The 18262-nt window shown below is 61.3% G+C and carries 14 protein-coding genes and 1 riboswitch; of the genes, 10 read left to right on the top strand and 4 right to left on the bottom strand.

Translation table 11 applies throughout. From position 1 onward, the window contains the following. Positions 1-96 precede the first annotated feature (96 nt). Positions 97-993, top strand: coding sequence for an LPXTG cell wall anchor domain-containing protein (locus tag EJ997_RS05785; RefSeq protein ID WP_126703723.1), 897 nt, complete (start codon positions 97-99; stop codon positions 991-993). Between the two features lie 3 nt (positions 994-996). Next, a riboswitch (ZMP/ZTP riboswitch) is annotated at positions 997-1079 on the top strand. A 22-nt stretch (positions 1080-1101) separates the two neighbouring features. After that, positions 1102-2682, top strand: coding sequence for a bifunctional phosphoribosylaminoimidazolecarboxamide formyltransferase/IMP cyclohydrolase (purH, locus tag EJ997_RS05780; protein ID WP_265936844.1), 1581 nt, complete (start codon positions 1102-1104; stop codon positions 2680-2682). Between the two features lie 160 nt (positions 2683-2842). Here the strand turns inward: purH and EJ997_RS05775 are convergent, their stop codons facing one another. Beyond that, positions 2843-3892 carry an FAD-dependent oxidoreductase gene (locus EJ997_RS05775; RefSeq protein WP_164719829.1) on the bottom strand — a complete coding sequence of 350 codons (1050 nt, stop codon included), beginning with the start codon at positions 3890-3892 and terminating at the stop codon, positions 2843-2845. 28 nt (positions 3893-3920) lie between these two features. Between EJ997_RS05775 and EJ997_RS05770 the strand changes: the two genes are divergently transcribed. The 4 genes from EJ997_RS05770 to EJ997_RS13945 are packed head-to-tail and all read left to right on the top strand — an operon-like array spanning position 3921 to position 7614. Next, the gene (locus tag EJ997_RS05770) at positions 3921-4193 is read left to right on the top strand and encodes a DUF3017 domain-containing protein (protein ID WP_164719827.1); all 273 of its coding nucleotides are present in this window, start codon (positions 3921-3923) and stop codon (positions 4191-4193) included. A 9-nt stretch (positions 4194-4202) separates the two neighbouring features. Continuing rightward, a complete protein-coding gene (locus EJ997_RS13955) occupies positions 4203-4730 on the top strand; it encodes a hypothetical protein (RefSeq protein ID WP_323052636.1) in 528 nt (175 codons plus the stop codon). After that, on the top strand, positions 4706-5500 hold the full coding sequence (locus EJ997_RS13950) for a proline dehydrogenase family protein (RefSeq protein ID WP_323052635.1): 795 nt from the start codon (positions 4706-4708) through the stop codon (positions 5498-5500). Before EJ997_RS13955 ends, EJ997_RS13950 begins: the two co-directional genes overlap by 25 nt. Next, positions 5437-7614 carry an aldehyde dehydrogenase family protein gene (locus EJ997_RS13945; RefSeq protein WP_323052634.1) on the top strand — a complete coding sequence of 726 codons (2178 nt, stop codon included), beginning with the start codon at positions 5437-5439 and terminating at the stop codon, positions 7612-7614. Before EJ997_RS13950 ends, EJ997_RS13945 begins: the two co-directional genes overlap by 64 nt. A 210-nt stretch (positions 7615-7824) precedes the next feature. Here EJ997_RS13945 and EJ997_RS05760 read toward each other — a convergent pair whose 3' ends face one another. Both EJ997_RS05760 and EJ997_RS05755 read right to left on the bottom strand, forming a co-directional pair. Beyond that, on the bottom strand, positions 7825-8361 hold the full coding sequence (locus tag EJ997_RS05760) for a hypothetical protein (RefSeq protein WP_126703719.1): 537 nt from the start codon (positions 8359-8361) through the stop codon (positions 7825-7827). A 2-nt stretch (positions 8362-8363) separates the two neighbouring features. After that, positions 8364-9830, bottom strand: coding sequence for a PspC domain-containing protein (locus EJ997_RS05755; RefSeq protein WP_126703718.1), 1467 nt, complete (start codon positions 9828-9830; stop codon positions 8364-8366). A gap of 114 nt (positions 9831-9944) precedes the next feature. Between EJ997_RS05755 and EJ997_RS05750 the strand changes: the two genes are divergently transcribed. Continuing rightward, positions 9945-11087: an ATP-binding protein gene (locus EJ997_RS05750; protein ID WP_126703717.1), complete on the top strand. Its 1143-nt coding sequence runs from the start codon at positions 9945-9947 to the stop codon at positions 11085-11087. Further along, positions 11081-11737, top strand: coding sequence for a response regulator (locus EJ997_RS05745; protein WP_206501890.1), 657 nt, complete (start codon positions 11081-11083; stop codon positions 11735-11737). The genes EJ997_RS05750 and EJ997_RS05745 overlap by 7 nt, the downstream gene beginning before the upstream one ends. A 126-nt stretch (positions 11738-11863) precedes the next feature. On the opposite strand, the gene EJ997_RS05740 is transcribed toward EJ997_RS05745, so the two are convergent. After that, the gene (locus EJ997_RS05740) at positions 11864-14113 is read right to left on the bottom strand and encodes a 6-phosphofructokinase (RefSeq protein ID WP_126703715.1); all 2250 of its coding nucleotides are present in this window, start codon (positions 14111-14113) and stop codon (positions 11864-11866) included. Positions 14114-14632: 519 nt separating this feature from the next. Here EJ997_RS05740 and EJ997_RS05735 point away from each other — a divergent pair. Together EJ997_RS05735 and pgi are read left to right on the top strand one after the other, a co-directional pair. Next, entirely contained in the window at positions 14633-16357 is a 1725-nt protein-coding gene (locus EJ997_RS05735; RefSeq protein ID WP_126703714.1) for a cell division FtsX domain-containing protein, read from the top strand. A gap of 180 nt (positions 16358-16537) precedes the next feature. After that, positions 16538-18211, top strand: coding sequence for a glucose-6-phosphate isomerase (pgi, locus tag EJ997_RS05730; protein ID WP_126703713.1), 1674 nt, complete (start codon positions 16538-16540; stop codon positions 18209-18211). Positions 18212-18262: the final 51 nt, after the last annotated feature.

Raw genomic sequence — 18262 nt, 5'->3', positions numbered from 1 at the left:
CATGCCGCAAAACCTCGTGCTTAAATAGCCATAGCCTCAACGGATGGAGATCTGATGCGTCATTGGGTAAGGGGAACCGCGTGTGGAGCGGCTCTCGTGACCTCTGGACTTTTCGTCGGCGCGACGGCTGTTGCCGCTGACATACCCTCTTATCCTGAGACCATCAGTCCGACTGTCAATGTCACAGAGGAACCCACCGAGGATCCGACGAAGGCTCCGTCCGATGATGTGACGACCGCGCCGACCGATGAACCCACGGTGACTCCCACGGATGAACCGACCGAGGAACCGACGGACGAGCCCACGGATGATCCCACCGAGGAACCGACGGATGATCCCACGGATGAACCGACCGAGGAACCGACGGACGAGCCCACGGATGATCCCACCGAGGAACCCACGGATGACCCCACGGACGAGCCCACGGATGATCCCACGGATGAACCGACCGAAGAGCCGACCGTGGATCCGACAACCCCGGTTGACCCGGGCCCGATTTTCCCGACGACGCCTCCGGTGCAGCAGTCGCCCGTGATTTCCCCAATTGCACCGATCACCGCGGTATCCCGTGATGATCTGACGGAAGCGGACCTGCTCCGTGGCCTACAGATCGTTGACGACGTCGATTTCGACCTGGTTGCCGAAATCACCGGCTGGGGCGACTGGTTCAACCCGGTCGAATGTCCGCACGGATATCCGTGCACCTACCGGATCGTCTACACCGTCTTTGACTCGCACGGGAACTTCGATGATGCTGCGCGCGATATCATCATCACGGGCAAGCCGACCAGCAATCTGAGCTCCCTGATTTCCAGGGCCACGAACGACCTTATTGATCGCGGTATCTTCGACACGGAAACCGACGCCGATGATGGTGCCGAGGAGCTTCCCTACACGGGTATTGAAACCGAGTACCTGTTTGGTATCTCCGCGATCCTTCTGGCAAGTGGGACGGGCCTAATCCTCGCTTCACGGAGGAAGTCGATCCGCTAGACTCGTCTCGGCTGCAACTGGCGAGAAAGATGGATGACCATCGGGGAGTAGCCGCGACTACCGCGTCGCACGCCTGGGCATAGCGGTAGAACGTCCATGAGGAGAACCATGACTCGCGCACTCATTTCCGTTTTCGACAAGGCCGGCATCGTCGACCTGGCCAAAGCAATCAGTAGCGCCGGCATCGACATCGTTTCCACCGGCGCCACCGCCCGCGTGATCCGAGAGGCCGGCATCGCCGTCTCCGAAGCTAGTGACGTGACGGGCTTCCCCGAATGCTTCGAGGGCCGGGTCAAAACCCTGCACCCGATCATTCACGGCGGCATCCTGGCCGATCGCACCAAGCCCGAACATGTGGAACAGATGTCGGAGCTTTCCATTGAGCCGATCGATATCGTCGTAGCCAACCTGTACCCCTTCGAAGAAACCTTGGCCTCCGGTGCCACCACCGAGGAATGCATCGAACAGATCGACATCGGCGGCCCCGCCATGGTCCGCGCCGCAGCCAAGAACCACGCCTCCGTCGCTGTCCTGACGTCCCCCAATCAGTACGCCGATGCGATTGCCGCACTCGATCGCGGCGGCTTCACTCCCGAGGAGCGCCGGGTGCTGGCAGCCAAGGCCTTCGCCCACACCGCGGCATATGATGCTGCGGTTGCGAACTGGATGTCGGAACTGACCACCGACGACTACGTCGGCGTTGCCCTGCCCAAGACGGCGACGCTCCGCTACGGCGAAAACCCGCACCAGTCCGCCTGGATCTCCGCCACCGGCAAGGGCGGTGTCGCCAACGCTGAGCAGCTTGGTGGCAAGGAGATGAGCTACAACAACTATCGCGACACCGACGCGGCAGTCCGAGCCGCCTACGATCACGAGGGCCCTGCCGTTGCGATCATCAAGCACACCAACCCCTGCGGTATCGCGACCGCCGACGACATTGCGGTTGCTCACGCAACCGCGCACGCCTGCGATCCCGTCTCCGCCTACGGCGGTGTCATTGCCGCGAACCGCACCGTGACGAAGGCGATGGCTGAGCAGGTGAAGCCGATCTTCACCGAGGTCATTGCTGCACCCGACTACGACGACGATGCTCTTGAGCTTCTTCAAACGAAGAAGAACCTGCGGATCCTCAAGCTCACGCAGAACGATGAAACCCAGGATATCACCCAGATTTCGGGCGGCTACCTGGTCCAGTCCCGCGATCTCGTCGACCAGCCGGGCGACAGGGTTGAGGGATGGTCGCACGTTGCTGGCCCGGAAGCGGATGGGCTTACCCTCGCGGATCTTGAGTTCGCGTGGCGCACGGTTCGTTCCGTCCGCTCCAACGCCGTTCTTCTCGTCAAGGACGGAGCGTCGGTTGGTGTTGGTATGGGTCAGGTCAATCGCGTTGATTCCTGCCGCCTCGCAGTCGAGCGCGCCAACACGCTGGGTGTGGCCGTGGAATCCGACGTCGATTCGGCGGGCGGCGCCCAGTCCGGCACCGGCGGGAGCGAGGAGCGGGCACGCGGTTCCGTCGCCGCTTCCGACGCCTTCTTCCCCTTTGCTGATGGTCTCGAAGTTCTTCTTGATGCTGGCGTGCAGGCCGTTGTCCAGCCCGGCGGATCCATCCGCGATGAAGAAGTGATCGCGGCCGCCAACGAGGCCGGGGTCCCCATGTACTTCACCGGAACCAGACACTTCGCCCACTAATTAGGGCCGCCTTGAGGAGTGAACCTCACGTCGAGAATGCATCCACAGGTTCACGAAGGAAGCTCGCTCAGACGTCGTAGATAGCGCCCGGGAAGGGAGCCACAAGGCATCTCTCCCGGGCGCTTCTCCGTGTTGCTATCGCGCCGCCGTTCTGCGGTTTCTATACGGTTTGCTGGGCGCGAAGAATCTTCTTCAGCGGTAGGGGATCGGCGGCGGCTTCTTCGGAGAGGGATGCGCCGATGTTCTTGCGCAAGGCAACGCCGTCGGCGGGACGGTCAATGGTCAGCCCGCCAGACAGCCTGCCGTCCTTGATCCAGAGGGTACGGGAGCCGTCCTCGAGGACCACGGGAGTGCCTGCCGCATGCCCGATGAAGAGAAGCTCCAGTCCCGCAATGGTTGAGAACACATCGGGGGTTAACGGAACGGGGTCGGCATGCGGGTCGGTCATGATTGCCTCGGCGACCCTGGTTGCCTGGTGCAGGGCAGTGTTCCAATGGCCGGAGGAGGGGCCGATGGAGATCTCGGCGCAGTCGCCAACCGCGTAGACACCCGGCATGTTGGTGCGGCCCCATCCGTCTGTTGTGAGGTCCAGTCCGAGCGTGTTGGGGATAGCGCCGGTTGCCTCGACGAGAGTCCCGGGATTGTCGGGAATCTGACGGAGAATCTTTACTCCCAGGTCCTCGAGTGCCACACGGACCTTTCTTGCCCCCGGGCCGAGGACGGGCAGGATGTCTTCCGCGATCTCAACGAGGTTCACCTGCCTGCCTGCTTCCGCGTAGGACGAAGCCAGTTCGCTTCCGAGCCAGCCGCCACCCACAATCGTGACCTGACCTTCGACAGCGCGAAGCTTTGCCGCGTCGTCGCGGGTCCTGATGGTCAGTGCGCCGCCGATAGCGTTGCGAGCATCGGCCCCCAGCGCAAGGACCGTTATGTCCGATTCGTAGCGGGTGCCGTTTGCGACCACCGCGGTGCCGTCGAGCGATTCAACATTGGCGGTAATGACCTCATCGCAGAGCTGGGAGAGCTCACCGAGACCTTCGGCGGAAAGCGGTTTTCTATACTCCCCAAATAGGACTTTGGTCAGGGGTGGCCGATCGTAGGGTGGAATGCCCTCCCTCTCGATAGCCCTCAAAAGCCCGTCATATCCACGTTCTCGCAGTTCTGCCGCGATTCGTAGGCCCGCCAGTCCGGTGCCGCAAATTGTGATCAAGTTTTCCTCCAACCGATACAGTAATCGTATGGGAGAAAAGCGCGTACCGGCACCGGCCCTCTATGGCGTGATGTCGGTGTGGATCGGCATCGTTGTCGTACTGGCATTCACCGCAGGGCCGGTCCTAGCAACGCGCGCGCTCGCGGCCAGCATGATTGGCCTCGCACTCTTACGCATGTGCCTACCACCCGGAATTGTTCCCGATATTCGCGGTCGCTGGTGGGACTCGTTTACTCTCGCCGCTTTTGGCATTGCCCTCGCCTCACTGTCGAGCTGGGCTGCCATGATTCGGGTGGATTAGAAAGGTTGAATGATGGATCTCGTAACGCGATCAATAGCCAAGGCGCAGGAGTGGTCGGATAATGCCCGACAGTATTCCACTCCGTATGCGTCGAAACTTCTGTCGCAGGTGCTGGACCATCCGGGTGGCCTCGACTACACGGTGTCCTTCGTCGATGGTGTGATTCGCCCCGAGGATGAGCATGTTGTTGCGGAGAAGCTCGATGAAATGTCCCGCAAGGACGCTTCCTTCCTACCCGGGTATCTGTCGGTACTCGCGAAGGGCGGCGGCAGGATTGCGCCCGTCGCACCCGGGCTGGCCCGCACCGTCGCCACCCAGCTGTTTGCTGCCCTCGTCGGCGACCTGGTCGCAGATGTCACGCCATCGAAGCTTGGCCCGACCATTGCCAAGCTCCGGGCCGACGGATCGAGGCTCAACCTGAACCTGCTTGGTGAAGCCGTCCTCGGGACGAAGAAGCGAGCCGGAGGCTCGCCGCCACCACCGAGCTTATTCGCCGGGACGATGTCGACTACGTGTCGCTCAAGGTCTCCTCGGTGATTGGCCCCCACGCCGCCTACGGCTTCAACGAGGCCGTTGAGCATGCTGTCAACCAGTTGCTTCCCGTTTTCCGGGTAGCCCGTGAAAACAACACCTTCATCAACTTGGACATGGAGGAGTACAAGGACCTGCACCTGACGATCGCGGTGTTCAAGAACATCCTCGATCGGGATGAGTTCCTGACCTATCACTCGGGAATTGTTCTCCAGTCGTACCTGCCCGACGGCAGGGAGGCTCTTGCCGACCTGACGGTATGGGCGAAGGAACGCCGCGCCCGGGGCGGGGCACCGATCAAGGTCCGAGTCGTGAAGGGCGCGAACCTGTCAATGGAGCGAGTCGATGCTGCCATGAGGGGGTGGGAGCTTACGGTCCAACCCACGAAGGAGGACACGGACGCCAACTACCTTGTTATGCTTGAAGACTCCCTCACGAAGGAGAATGTCGATGCCGTTCGCATCGGCATTGCCGGACAGAATCTCTTCACTCTCGCTTACGGTGTGCTCCTAGCCCGAGATAATGGCCTCGAGATCGGCACCGAGGTCGATGTGGAGATGCTGGCCGGTATGGCCACCCCGCAAGCGAACGCCGTACGCGATGATGTTGGCCCCCTCCTTTACTACGTGCCGGTCGTCAAACCGGAAGAGTACGACGTCGCCATCTCCTACCTGGTGCGCAGGCTCGAGGAGAACGCCACCCCGAGAACTTTATGTCGAACGTGTTCGCCCTCGAAGACAGCTCCGTATTCGAGCTCGAAGCGGACCGTTTCGTGAAGGCCGCCGCTCGCAAGGACACCGTCCCGCACGGCCCCCGCCGGCGCCAGGACCGGAACAAGGCGCCGGAGCCCTTCGCTGAAGAGTTCTCCAATACCCCGGACACTGATCCGTCCCTGCCCGCCAACCTTGCGTGGGCGCGGGATATTGCGGAGCGGATCCCGAACTCAATCGAGGGAACCCAGACGGCAACAACGCACACCCAGTCAACCTTCGCCGAGCTCGACGAGATGGTGGAGACCGCTATCGATGCCAGCAAGGAGTGGGCGGCGACGCCCGCCACCGAAAGGGCAGCGGTCCTTCTCAAGATCGCAGATGTCTTCGAAGCTAACCGCGGCAGGCTCATCGAGGCCGCCGGCTCGGAGGCAGGCAAGGCCATCGACCAGGCCGATGTTGAGGTTTCCGAAGCCATCGACTTCACCCGGTACTACGCCTCGCTGGCACCCGCGCTCGAGAATGTCGATGGCGCCGTGTTCAAGCCGGTCGAGACCACACTCATCACCCCGCCCTGGAACTTCCCAATCGCCATCCCGGCAGGCGGCGTTCTTGCGGCCCTTGCAACGGGCTCCAGCGTCCTGTTCAAGCCAGCCCGGGTCACCCGCCGCATCGGCTCCCTCATTGCCGAGCTCATGTGGGAGGCGGGAGTGTCCCGCGACGTTCTCCAACTCGTTAACCTCGACGAGTCGGTACCGGGTGCTGACAAGGGCTTGGGTAAGCATCTTGTTGAGGCGGTTGATCAGGTGATTCTCACCGGCTCAATCGACACCGCCCGCATGTTCCGCTCCTGGCGTCCGGACCTGCGAGTCTTTGCAGAGACGTCGGGTAAGAATGCCATCATCGTCACCCCGCACGCCGATATTGACTTGGCGGTCAAGGACGTTGTTGTCTCCGCCTTCGGTCACGCGGGACAGAAGTGTTCGGCAGCATCGCTCGTGATTCTCGTGGGCTCCATCGGCTTCTCGAAGAGATTCCGCAACCAGCTGGTCGATGCGGTGAAGTCACTCAAGATTGGTTACCCGCACGACCTATCATCGGAAATGGGGCCGGTAACCGAAGAGGCCAAGGGCAAGCTCCTGCGGGGTCTCACCCAGCTTGAGCCCGGCCAGTCTTGGGTTGTGAAGCCCCGTCAGCTCGGTGACAAACTGTGGACCCCCGGTGTTCGCTCCGGCGTGCAACCGGGCTCCGAGTATCACCTGACCGAGTACTTTGGTCCGATCCTCGGCGTCATGAGAGCCGATTCCCTCCAGGAGGCGATTGAATGGCAGAACGCGGTCGAGTTCGGCTTGACCGCAGGAATTCACTCGCTCGATTCTGCGGAGATCGCCTACTGGCTGGACCACGTCCACGCCGGAAACGTGTACGTCAACCGCACGATCACGGGTGCCATTGTTCGCAGGCAACCTTTTGGTGGCTGGAAGCGTTCCTCCGTCGGAACAGGTACGAAGGCGGGCGGACCGAGCTACCTGTACGGACTTGGACATGTTGAGCCGGACTTCAGGGGCGTTGCCGACGGCAATGTTTCGCATCCTGTTCTGCAGGACGCGGCCAGCATCGCTAAGCAACTACCCGACCTAGCCCGGACAAAGGAAACCCTGGCCGGCATGGACAAGGCGCTCACTGAAGAATTCCTTGCCGAGCACGATCCATCGCAGCTTGGCGTGGAGCTCAACATCCTCCGCTACCTGGGCTTCCCGCGAGTCGTCATCAGGCTCGGAGCAGGCCAGCCCGTCGGTGACGTGCTGGCAAGCGCCGCGGGTGCCATTGCACTCGGTGCCGGTGTCGAAGTCTCGGCAGCCGAACCGCTACCGGTATCCGTCTCCGAGTTCCTTACGAATAACGCCGTGCTCCTCACGGTCGAGTCGACCGAGGATTGGCACCGCCGCGCCAAGGGCATGTCGGTCTCCGCCGACGGCGTCCGTTTCCGTGTCCTCGGCGAAGACCCGGTGGCACTTGCCGAAGCAATCGATGGATCCATTGATGTTGGGATCTACTCCGATCCGCTGACCCCCGCGGGCCACATCGAGCTCCTTCCCTACATTCAGGAGCAGGCAATCTCGGCAACCAACCATCGGTTCGGCAACCGCACCTCGCTCCTTGAGGGCGTGCTGACGTGAACCGGTGAGTGCTTTCCTCGGTAGGGACGAGAAGGTTTCCGTCAGTAGGCGAAGGTTCTGCCGAAAGGAAAGCCAGAAGGTAACACCACAGGGTGTAGATAAAGCTGTTCCCCGCTCGCACATGCAAGCGGGGAACAGCTTTGTTGTTTTCTTGATTCGGGACTGGCGTTCGTTACCGGGACCGGGCCTCGTTACCGGACGTGGTCCAATTTACCGGGAGCGGACCGTGAGGCTGGTGGTGGATGCGTTGACGGTGAGGAGTGCCTGGGCGGGGTCGGTGAGGCCCTGGCTGACGTAGATGTTCTCGCCGCCGTACTGGCGAAGCCAGGTGAGACCGAGATCGGTTCCGATGTCGACGTTGGTGGCCGCCGTGCGGATTGCAAGGCTCTGCGGATTGACGAGGACGGTAGCTTGACCACCGGTGGTGATGGGGACGGTCAGTGCGGAGGAGGGGTCGATCCAGCGTAGGTCGGCAACGATATCTTCCCTGCGGGAAGTGATGCCGGCAGCAGCATCTGCTTCGCTGACGGGAGCGTATTGGAGGGGCTCCTCCTTCTTCGCTGATTTCGGCCAGAGGGCAATGATGATGAGAAGGAGTGCGATGGCGAGGAGGGTGACGATCAGAATCTGCGTGGAGTCGAACCGATTGATGATCGGTATCTCGAACGCCACGGCGAGTGCCCACAGGGCCTGGAGGACGACGAGGACGCCGATGATGATGGTTCCGATAACGGGTTGCTTAGTCATGGCTACCTCTCGATGGTCAGGGAGGACATAATCATGTCCACATGGATGATGATGTCTGCGTCCTCTATGTCGTCGATTCCGCCGACGTAGTAGACGGTGTCGCCGGTGAAACCGGCGTCGGTTTGGTAGTTACCTGTCGCGTTTTCCAGGTCTGCCATCGTGAAGTCCGTGACGACCGCGATCTTCTGGTCGTTGTCGACAACGAGGTTGATGTCGCCCATCGTGCCTCGCACATCGAATTCTGAATCTTCCAGATCGGTCACGTCGATTTCGATCTCACCCATGAGGACGGAGAACCCGCCCTCGACCTGGCTGACCGTGGTCGGGGACCAGGATCCTTGACCCATGAGGACGTGGTGTTCGGCCTGGGGGAAGGCCATGAGAGCACCCGCGGGAAAGGTAAGGATTGCTGCGATGATGGCGAGGGCCGAGAGCCCGCCGCCGCGGCGGCCGCTTATTCCGTAGCCAATGACGATAAGCCCAAGGACGAGGGAGACGATAGCGAATCCGCCAAGCATGATCGTCGAATCGTTAAAGAACTCGATGTCCTGGTAGCTCATGTAGGTGAAGGCTGCGATAACGATGAGGATAAAAGCGAGTGCAAGGAGAACCGTGCGGGTTCCCGCCACAGGGCGATTATCGGGCGTCTCGGTCTTCACGGGTGTCGTCGAGTAGAGCTCGCTCCGATCCGGTGGAGTGCCGGGCGCACCGGCTGCGCCGGACGTATCCGATGGTCCGGGCGGGGTGCTGCCGGCTGCGCCGGATGTTGCATAACGGTCAGTCGGGGGTTCCATGGTGTACTCCGATGTTGCGTCGCCACCGGTCGTGGATGACGAAAAGGAATCGTACGAATAGTCGGTAGCGTCGCCACCGGTCGTGGATGATGCTGTGGCACCGTCACCGGTGGACGAGCCGTAGCTCGCCGAGCCAGAAGTAGCGGGGCCTGAAGTAGCTGGGCCGGTGGCGGTGCCGAATGAGGAGCTACCGTGACCCGAGGGGGAGCCGTAGCCGGTAGCGGTGCCAGGGCCAGTTGCTGGTCCGGTGCCGTGCGGGGGTTGCTTGTCGCGCTGCGCGTTCAAAGTGACGATGACGACGGCGACAACGACGATGGTGATGAGGAGGGCGAAGGGCCCCGGCCATCCATTACCCCATCCCCAGCCCCAGCCGGTGCCACCGAGAGAAGCGAAGACGATGAGGACACCGAAGACGAAGCTTGCTGTGACCTGACCGTAGAAGGGTTCCTGCCCGTGAATGCGGTCAGTTTCATCCGGGAGGAAGAGCCATCCGAGTGCGTAGAGGGTGATGCCGGCGCCTCCCATGACAGTCAGCGCCACGAAGATCGCGCGAACAACGAGGGTGTCGACGTTCCAGCGCTTGGCGAGACCCGCAGAGACACCGGCCAACGGGGTGTCGCTGGCGCGGGTCACGCCGAACGCTCTTATTGAATCAAAAAAACTATCTCCAGCCATGTCTATATTCTCTGCCGGGGAGATGGCCTGCCGATATTGGGGGAAGCCCTGATCTTCCCCTGATAACCCGAGCAAGGGTGACCTCGGGGTCTCCTAACGTGCGAAGATCAATGTATGGAAAGGTATCCGCTGCGAAGACCCGAGTCGGGCCGGCTCATCCTTGGCGTCTGCCAGGGCATTGCCGATCACCTGGGCGTCAACGTCTGGCTCGTACGCATCGTCTTTGTGGCGCTCGGATTCTTCCGGTTCGCCGGAGCGTTCATTTACCTGTGGCTGGTGTTTGCCATTGCGTCGTCCACGGAAATCCCCGACCGCACCGAAAAGCGGTTCAGCCCGTCCCGTCAGGTGCGGCTCCTGTTCCTTGCCCTCGTCATTGCCATTGCCGCGATCGTCATATGGGCCACTCAGAGCATTATTGAGATCAATCTCGGGATACTTCTTTCCATTCTGTGCGTCGGCGTTGGCGCGGCCCTCGCCTGGAGCAGGATCGGTGGCAGCTCGATCCGGGTCCAGGCCATCAGGATCATCTCCGGTATTGCCCTCCTCGTTATTGGTGTCCTGATCTTCGCGGTCCGCAACGAGGACCCGCGGACGATGCTTACCTCAGTCGTTGTTGGTCTCGCGGTCCTTCTGCTTGCCCTCGTTGGAATGTGGCCCGCTGCCGCCCAGATCATTAAAGAACTCAATGTGGCGCGTCAGGAGAGCGCTGCAGAAGCCGCCCGCGCCGATATCGCCGCCCACCTGCACGACTCCGTTCTGCAAACCCTCACCCTGATCCGTAACAGCGCGAGCGATCCGGCAACCGTTACTCGCTTGGCCAGGGTTCAGGAACGCCAGCTGCGCACCTGGCTTTACGGTCAGAAGAACGAAGAGGAATCTTTGTCGGAATCCCTGCGGGTCATGGTGGGCGAGGTCGAGGACCTGTACGGCGTCGAGATCGACTTCGTTTCCGTCGGCGAAGACGCGGCCGGTGAGCACACCGCAGCTTTCCTCGCGGCGGGACGCGAGGCGGTCGTTAATGCTGTGCGGCACGGCGAGCCACCGGTCAGCGTGTATGCCGAGTTTTCAAAGGACGCATTGGAGCTGTTCGTTCGCGACCACGGAACCGGTTTCGAGCTTGGTGAGATCCCCGATGATCGGCACGGTGTTAAAGACTCGATCCTGGCCCGCACCGTCAGGCACGGTGGCACAGCTACGATCAAGACAAGAGATCCCGGAACCGAAGTTCATATCCTTATTCCACGAGGAGAATCATGATCAGCATCGTCATCGTCGATGATCACCCGCTCGCGAGGGCCGGAATGTTGGGAGAACTCAACCGGGTTGGGGGCTTCGAGATTGTCGGCGAAGCCCACGATGTCGACTCCGCTATCGATACCGTCCGGGCGCTCCGCCCCAACGTTGTTCTCCTCGATGTTCACATGCCAGGGGGAAGTGGCGGCGGTGGAGCTGAAGTCGTCCGGGAATGCGTTGATATGTATCCCGGCACGAAGTTCCTCGCTATCTCCGTGTCCGACGCTGCAAGAGATGTTGTCGCAGTCGTTCGAGCGGGCGCACGCGGCTACGTCACCAAGGACGTGACGGGGGAGAGGCTCGGGGACGCAATCCGCAAGGTCCACGACGGCGATGCTGCCTTCTCGGCCCGCCTCGCAGGCTTTGTTCTCGATGCCTTTGGCACGGGAGCGGGAGATATTGCCGACCGCGACGATGAGCTCGATCGCCTGACGGGACGAGAGCAGGAAGTCATGCGGCTCATCGCCCGAGGCATGTCCTACAAGGAAGTGGCGAGCGACCTCTACATTTCGATCAAGACCGTTGAAACCCACGTGTCCGCTGTGCTTCGCAAGCTCCAGCTCTCCAACCGGCACGAGCTGGCCCGGTGGGCGGCGGCCCGCCGTATCGTCTGAGCTGGACTTCGCACCATCCGGAGGTTCGAGCACTGCTTGCGCGGAGAAGCCGGGCGCACACAAGACGTGCACCCGGTCCCTCGAGCGACATGCTCAGCCGCTGTTCTCCTGACGAGCCGACGCTTGTTAGCCGATGTTCGTTGAAAGGATCGGGAGAACCTGGGCGGGCTTGTCGAAGTTCGGGTCGGACACGATGTAGGCAACGTCCTTGAGGCCAAGCCACCACTGGTCACGCGGCAGGCGCGTTTCCGGATCCCAGTGCTCTTCCATGTGCGAGAGCCGGTGGACCTTGATCTCGCCCTCGGTCATGCCGACATAGGTGCAGTCATCCTTACCCTCCGATAGGTAACCGTCGAGCGCGCTGATCGCCTTGTTAACGAGGCGGACGGCGAGGAGCCGGTCGAAGGGGGAGGGGTTACCTCCCTGCTGCTGGTGGCCGATCACGGACTGGCGGACATCGAATAGTCCGGCACCCTCCTCCTCGAATACGCGGGTGAGGAAGTCCGTCGTGTAATGCTCGGAAGCATATTCGTTTCGCACAACCAGGTAGAGGCTCCGGCCCCTCTCAAATGCCTCGACCATTTTTGCAGTATCGTCGGCCAGCTGTGCCAGGGTTATCCCCGTTTCTGCCAGGTACACCTGTTCTGCACCGGAGGCAATGGCGCTCATGAGAGCCAGGTAGCCGCTGTTGCGGCCCATTGTTTCCGTGACGAAGCAGCGGCGGGAAGCGGAGGCGGACTGTTTGATCTGATTGAGAACCCGAACGTTCGTGTTCAGCGCCGTATCGGTTCCAATTGACAGTTCGGTGAGCGGCAGATTGTTATCGATCGAGGCAGGCACGCAGATGATCGGGATCTTGAACGCCGAAAAACGCTGGCGTTCCTCCTTCATCTTCAGCGCGGCCTCGAAGCCGTTGAGCCCGCCAATGATCATGATGCCGTCGATCTTCGCGTCCTCGATGGTCCGCCCCATCGCGTAGAACTCGTCAATGGACGGGATGCGGCGGCGGGTGCCAAGAGCGGCACCGCCCGTGCTGGACCAGGACTCCACGTCCCACCAGGACAGGGGAACCAGCTTGCCGTCAACCAGGCCCGGCAAACCGCCCTTGATGCCCACCATCTCGTAGCCACGATCAATACCAAGACGCACGGCTGTACGAGCCGCAGTATTCATGCCCGGTGCGAGCCCACCCACGTGGACCAGAGCAATCCGGCCCTTGGGCTTCGCGTGACCGTTCGGCGGAACCGGAGCGGAAAGAACATCGAAGGTCTTGACCATCTCGCCGTAGGAGGTGCCGCGGGCACCGATTGCGGCCTCATAGTCGCCTTCTGCCGTGTAGGTCTTAACCGCACGAGTATCCTGCACAGCCTTCATGAGAGGAAGCTTGACCAGGCGATTGCGGCGAGTGCCAATAATGTAGGCATCCCCGTCGGAGTTGATGAGCTCCAGGGTTGCCGTGTAACCGAGCAGGGTCGGCATCCACCTGTCGTAGGCGGACGGCATGCCACCGCGCTGCACGTGACCGAGCATCGTGACCCGGGCGGCCTCACCGAGCCGCTCCTCAAGAGCGTTCTTCACGCGCTCCGATGTGATCTTCTCACCGTGCCGGTCCATCGCGCCCTCGGCAACAATGATGATGGAGTCGCGGCGGCCCGCGTCGCGGCCCTCCTTGAGGACCCGGCTCATGTCATCCTCCCAGCCATCGGCCGGGGGATGTTCGGGAACAAAGACGTAGTCACAGCCGCCGGCAATGGCGCTCATGAGAGCCAGGTAGCCGCAGTGCCTGCCCATGACCTCAATGATGAAAGACCGGCGGTGAGATTCGGCGGTGGAAGAGATCGCGTCAATCGCGTCGATGATGCGGTGCAGTGCCGAGTCGGCACCGACCGTCATGTCAGTTCCCACCAGATCGTTATCAATCGAGCCAACAACGCCGGCAATGTAAAGCTTCGGATGAGCATCGGCCTGCTCCCGAGTGATCTCACCACGATCAACGAGCTCCTCGAGCAGCGACGACCACTCCTCCCGCAACTCGTTTGTGCCCGTCTGGGTTCCGTCACCACCGATTGAGACAAGACGGTCGATACCGCGGGTCACGAAGTTCTTCACCGCGTCCCTCATGCCCTCGCGCTCGCGGAAACGATCCGAACGAGCCGTGCCGATGATCGTGCCGCCCCGGTGGAGAATATCGGAAACATCCGACCAGGACATTTCCTGGATCAGATCGCCGCCCTCAACGGCTCCCTTCCAGCCTTCCCGCACCGCGAACGGTTTAGCGCCGACGTGCAGGGCTGTGCGAATCACGGAGCGGACAATGGCATTCATTCCCTGGGCGTCGCCACCCGAGGTTAAGACGGCAATCTTCACTGGTTCCATGTCTCTATTGTCCCCGATGAAAAAGATAAGTGGGACGTGACTTAGGGGCAAGAAACGGCAAACGATCGTGGTATATGCTCTGCCCTCCACAAATCCAGCGAATCTCTCAGTGTTATGAACATCCTTGCTGAAAGCCGTGCAACAATGTCAACGCTCCGCCCATATTCTGGGACGCAACCCTGGGTTGCTAAGGCGCAGGGCTGAGAGACCTATACCCGGGGCTTCGATACGAGCCGGGCGGTGATGAGAAGAGGTCCGGGACACGATCGCATGCATTCCTGATCAACATCGGAGGAAGTCTCACCATCTGGTCGGCGGCAAACCCGCTGCCGGGCTCACGCACACGGGATCACACTGGGAGGCTGGAGCAACCCGGGTCGAAAGGCAAGCTGCCGGACGAAAATGCTGATGCATCCCGCGGTGCGGGAGGGCCGTGCACAGCGTGAGTGGGGAGTCCTCCACCTCCCAATACCGCTCTGGCCTCCCTACGGGCCCATCAAGTGCGACATAATGCAGAACATGAGTAGCGACGACCGTTTCCGACCAGATGGCAACCAGCAGCCGCACAAGGAGGGCGCCGGGGGAGATCCCCGCGGTGGCCAGCAACCGGGTGCGTCTGCGCAGGACGAGTCCCAGCAGTGGTCCGGCCAGACACCCTACTCGGGGCAGACCCCGCACAGCGGTCAGTACCCGAACCAGCAGAATCTGCAGTGGACCGGCAATACCCCGCACACCGGCCAGCACCCGCACACCGGCCAGCACCCGCAAGGCGGCCAGCACCCGCAGGGCGGTCAGGCACCAAACGAGCAAAACCTGCAGTGGTCCGGTAACTCGCCGCAGACCGGCCAGTACGAACAGTCCGGTCACTGGCCCCAGCAGGGCGGCCCAGGTGGCCCGGGCGGTCCGGGTTATCCTCCCGGCCAGCCCCAGCAGGGCGGCTACCCGCCGAAGAGGTCCCGCTCGACCGCAATCATCGCGGTCCTTGTCGTGCTCATCCTGGTTCTTGTGGGCCTTGGAATCTGGTGGTGGGTTGGCCGGTCCTCCGAAGCCGAGGCGGCGGACGGCGCTGACAGCGCCACGGATGCCACGACGACGCTCGTGGAACGGGTCAACAGCGGCGACCTGACGTCTGTTTACGACTCGATCTCCCCATCTGAGAAGCAGTACGCCTCGGCAATGACGTCGATCCTTATGCGCTACTCGTGGGAGGCTATCTCCACCGATGAACCGATCGATAACGAGGATGCTCAGGAAGACATCACCGAGGCCCTGGGCCGCTACTCGGAGGTCGTTGACTTCTCGCTGGAGATTGACCAGTCGGAGGAAGTCGAGATTGCGCACGGAATGACCGCGGTGACGGTCACCGATGGAACTCTGTCATTGGAGATCACCGATGAGGATGAGTTCGCGGAAATTACGGGCGACCTGATTTCGCAAATGTACTCCGATGAGCAGATTCAGCAGAACTTTGGAGTCGAGGACGCTGACCAACTGACCGCGATGATCAAGGTTGGTCTCCAGCAGGAGGGGCTCGACAGTTACTCGGCTGACTTCTCGGAGGAGGGCCCGCTGATTCTCGTCATGGTTGAGGAAGAGAAGGGCTGGTACGTTTCGCCCGTGTCGTCCTTCATTGCCTACCTCAACAGGGACTACTTCACCGACAGCGACTACCGGGAGTCATTCATTCAGCGCAACGGTGAGTTCACGATGGCAACCCCGGAGCCCTCTTCATCACCGGAGGAAGCCACCGAACGGTTCGTCGACTCCCTGTCGGACGGTTCCATCACAGATTCGCTGGGATATCTCCCGCTCGCAGAGCAGCGCCTCCTGGGGCTTGCGATCTACCTGTCGGAAATCCCGGAAATCCAAGAAGTGAGCTTCGGTGAGCTCGTTGCCCTGTCGAATCTGACAACCACGAGCATCGAAGTCTCGGATCATTCCGCACTCACGATCATCAACTCCCTGTTCCTCTCCCTCAATCCTGCAGTGTCCGGAACGAGCATGCAGATCCAGATTGAGAACGAACAGCTCACGGTTGGCACATGTGAACCCGTAGATATCTCGCTTCTCTACGATGAGGACCACCCGGCACTGGCCTTTGCCCTTGTGGAAGACGGTTCCGGATGGAATGTCTCCCTCGTTGGTACGTTCTTCAACTTTGTTGGCGCCGTGTCATCGAACGCTGAGAACGTCTATAAATACCAGCTTCTCCTCGACGAAGTTGCCGAGTGCACGGCATTCTAGGGTTCACCGACCGAGTTTGGAACTGAGCGGTGCGCGGCCTCTTCCATGGAGTTTCGCGCCGAATCAGATACCAGATCGTTAGCTGTGACCATAACTGCGGTGGGGCGTCTCAAGGCGCCCCACCGTTTCCTAACTTGTGTGAGAATTGAGTGACGCCATCCACACTTGAGAAGGACCATCATGACTGCATCGCCCATTGACCCCGCAGGAACAGCGGCCTGGAAGAATCTCGAGACGATTGCACGCGAACTAGCGCCGAACTTCCGCGAATGGTTCGCCCAGAACCCGAACCGTGCCGAACAGTTCTCGTTCCAGGCCGCAGATCTCCACGTCGACCTGTCCAAGTCGTTCCTCACCGACGAGGTACGCGCCGCACTCGTTGACCTTGCTCGCCAAACCAACGTTGAAGAACGCAGGGACGCGATGCTGAGCGGAGAGAAGATCAACGTGACCGAGGACCGCGCCGTGCTCCACACGGCGCTCCGCGCCCCGCGCGGCAGCACCATCACCGTGGATGGTGAGAACGTGGTCGACCAGGTCCACGAGGTCCTCGACCGCGTCTACGAGTTCGCAACGAAGGTCCGCTCGGGCGAATGGACGGGGATCACCGGCCGCCCCATCGAAACCGTGGTTAACATCGGCATCGGTGGTTCCGACCTGGGCCCGGTCATGGCATACGAGGCCCTGAAGCCCTACCTGCAGGAAGACCTCGAGGTTCGGTTTATTTCGAACATCGATCCGACGGACGCGGGGGAGGAGCTGTCCGGCCTCGACCCCGAGACGACGCTCTTCATCATTGCGTCCAAGACCTTCACGACTCTCGAGACCCTGACGAACGCCAAGGTGGCCCGCGCCTGGCTTCTCGACAACCTGCCCGAGGGAACGGGCGATGAGGCCGTTGCCAAGCACTTCGTTGCCGTGTCGACCGCTCTCGACAAGGTCGCCGAGTTCGGCATCGACCCCAATAACGCGTTCGGCTTCTGGTCCTGGGTCGGCGGCCGCTACTCGGTCGACTCCGCCGTTGGCACGAGCCTCGCAATCGCAATTGGCCCCGAAAACTTCGCGGACTTCCTCGCAGGCTTCAGGGCCATGGATGAGCATTTCGCGAATGCACCCGCGGAAGAGAACGTCCCGCTCCTCATGGGCATGCTCAACATCTTCTACACGAACTTCATGAATGCTGGCACGCACGCCGTGCTCCCGTACTCCCAGTACCTGCATCGCTTTGCGGCCTATCTCCAGCAGCTCACGATGGAGTCGAACGGCAAGTCGGTGCGCTGGGATGGCACGCCCGTCACAACCACGACCGGTGAAGTGTTCTGGGGTGAGCCCGGCACGAACGGTCAGCATGCCTTCTACCAGCTCATCCACCAGGGTACCCAGCTGATTCCCGCCGACTTCATTGCCTTCGCCAATCCGACATATCCGTTTGCGACGGATGGTCAGGACCAGCACGAGCTGTTCCTCGGTAACTTCTTCGCGCAGACAAAGGCACTTGCATTCGGTAAGACCGCGGACGAAGTCCGCGCGGAAGGCACCGCCGAGGCCATCGTCCCGGCCCGCGTCTTCGAAGGCAATAAGCCGACGGCGTCGATCATGGCCCCCTACCTGAGCCCCTCGGTTCTCGGTCAGCTGATCGCCCTCTACGAGCACATCACGTTCGTCCAGGGCATCGTGTGGGGCATCGACTCCTTCGACCAGTGGGGAGTTGAGCTCGGCAAGCAGATGGCGAACGATCTTGGTCCCGCGATCGCAGGTGACGAAGCGGCACTTGCGGATCAGGATCCGTCCACCCGTTCGCTTATCGCCTACTACCGTGAACATCGGGACGCAAGGCCCGCAGAAGACAATTAGATTGGTTCTAGACTTGTGGGTGGATACCCCGCCCGGGTCCATTTCGACATA

It is taken from the genome of Flaviflexus ciconiae, assembly GCF_003971195.1.
Classification (GTDB): Bacteria; Actinomycetota; Actinomycetes; order Actinomycetales; family Actinomycetaceae; genus Flaviflexus; species Flaviflexus ciconiae.
Note: the sequence above shows the minus strand (reverse complement) of the source record. Positions and strands in the feature narration are given on the sequence as shown.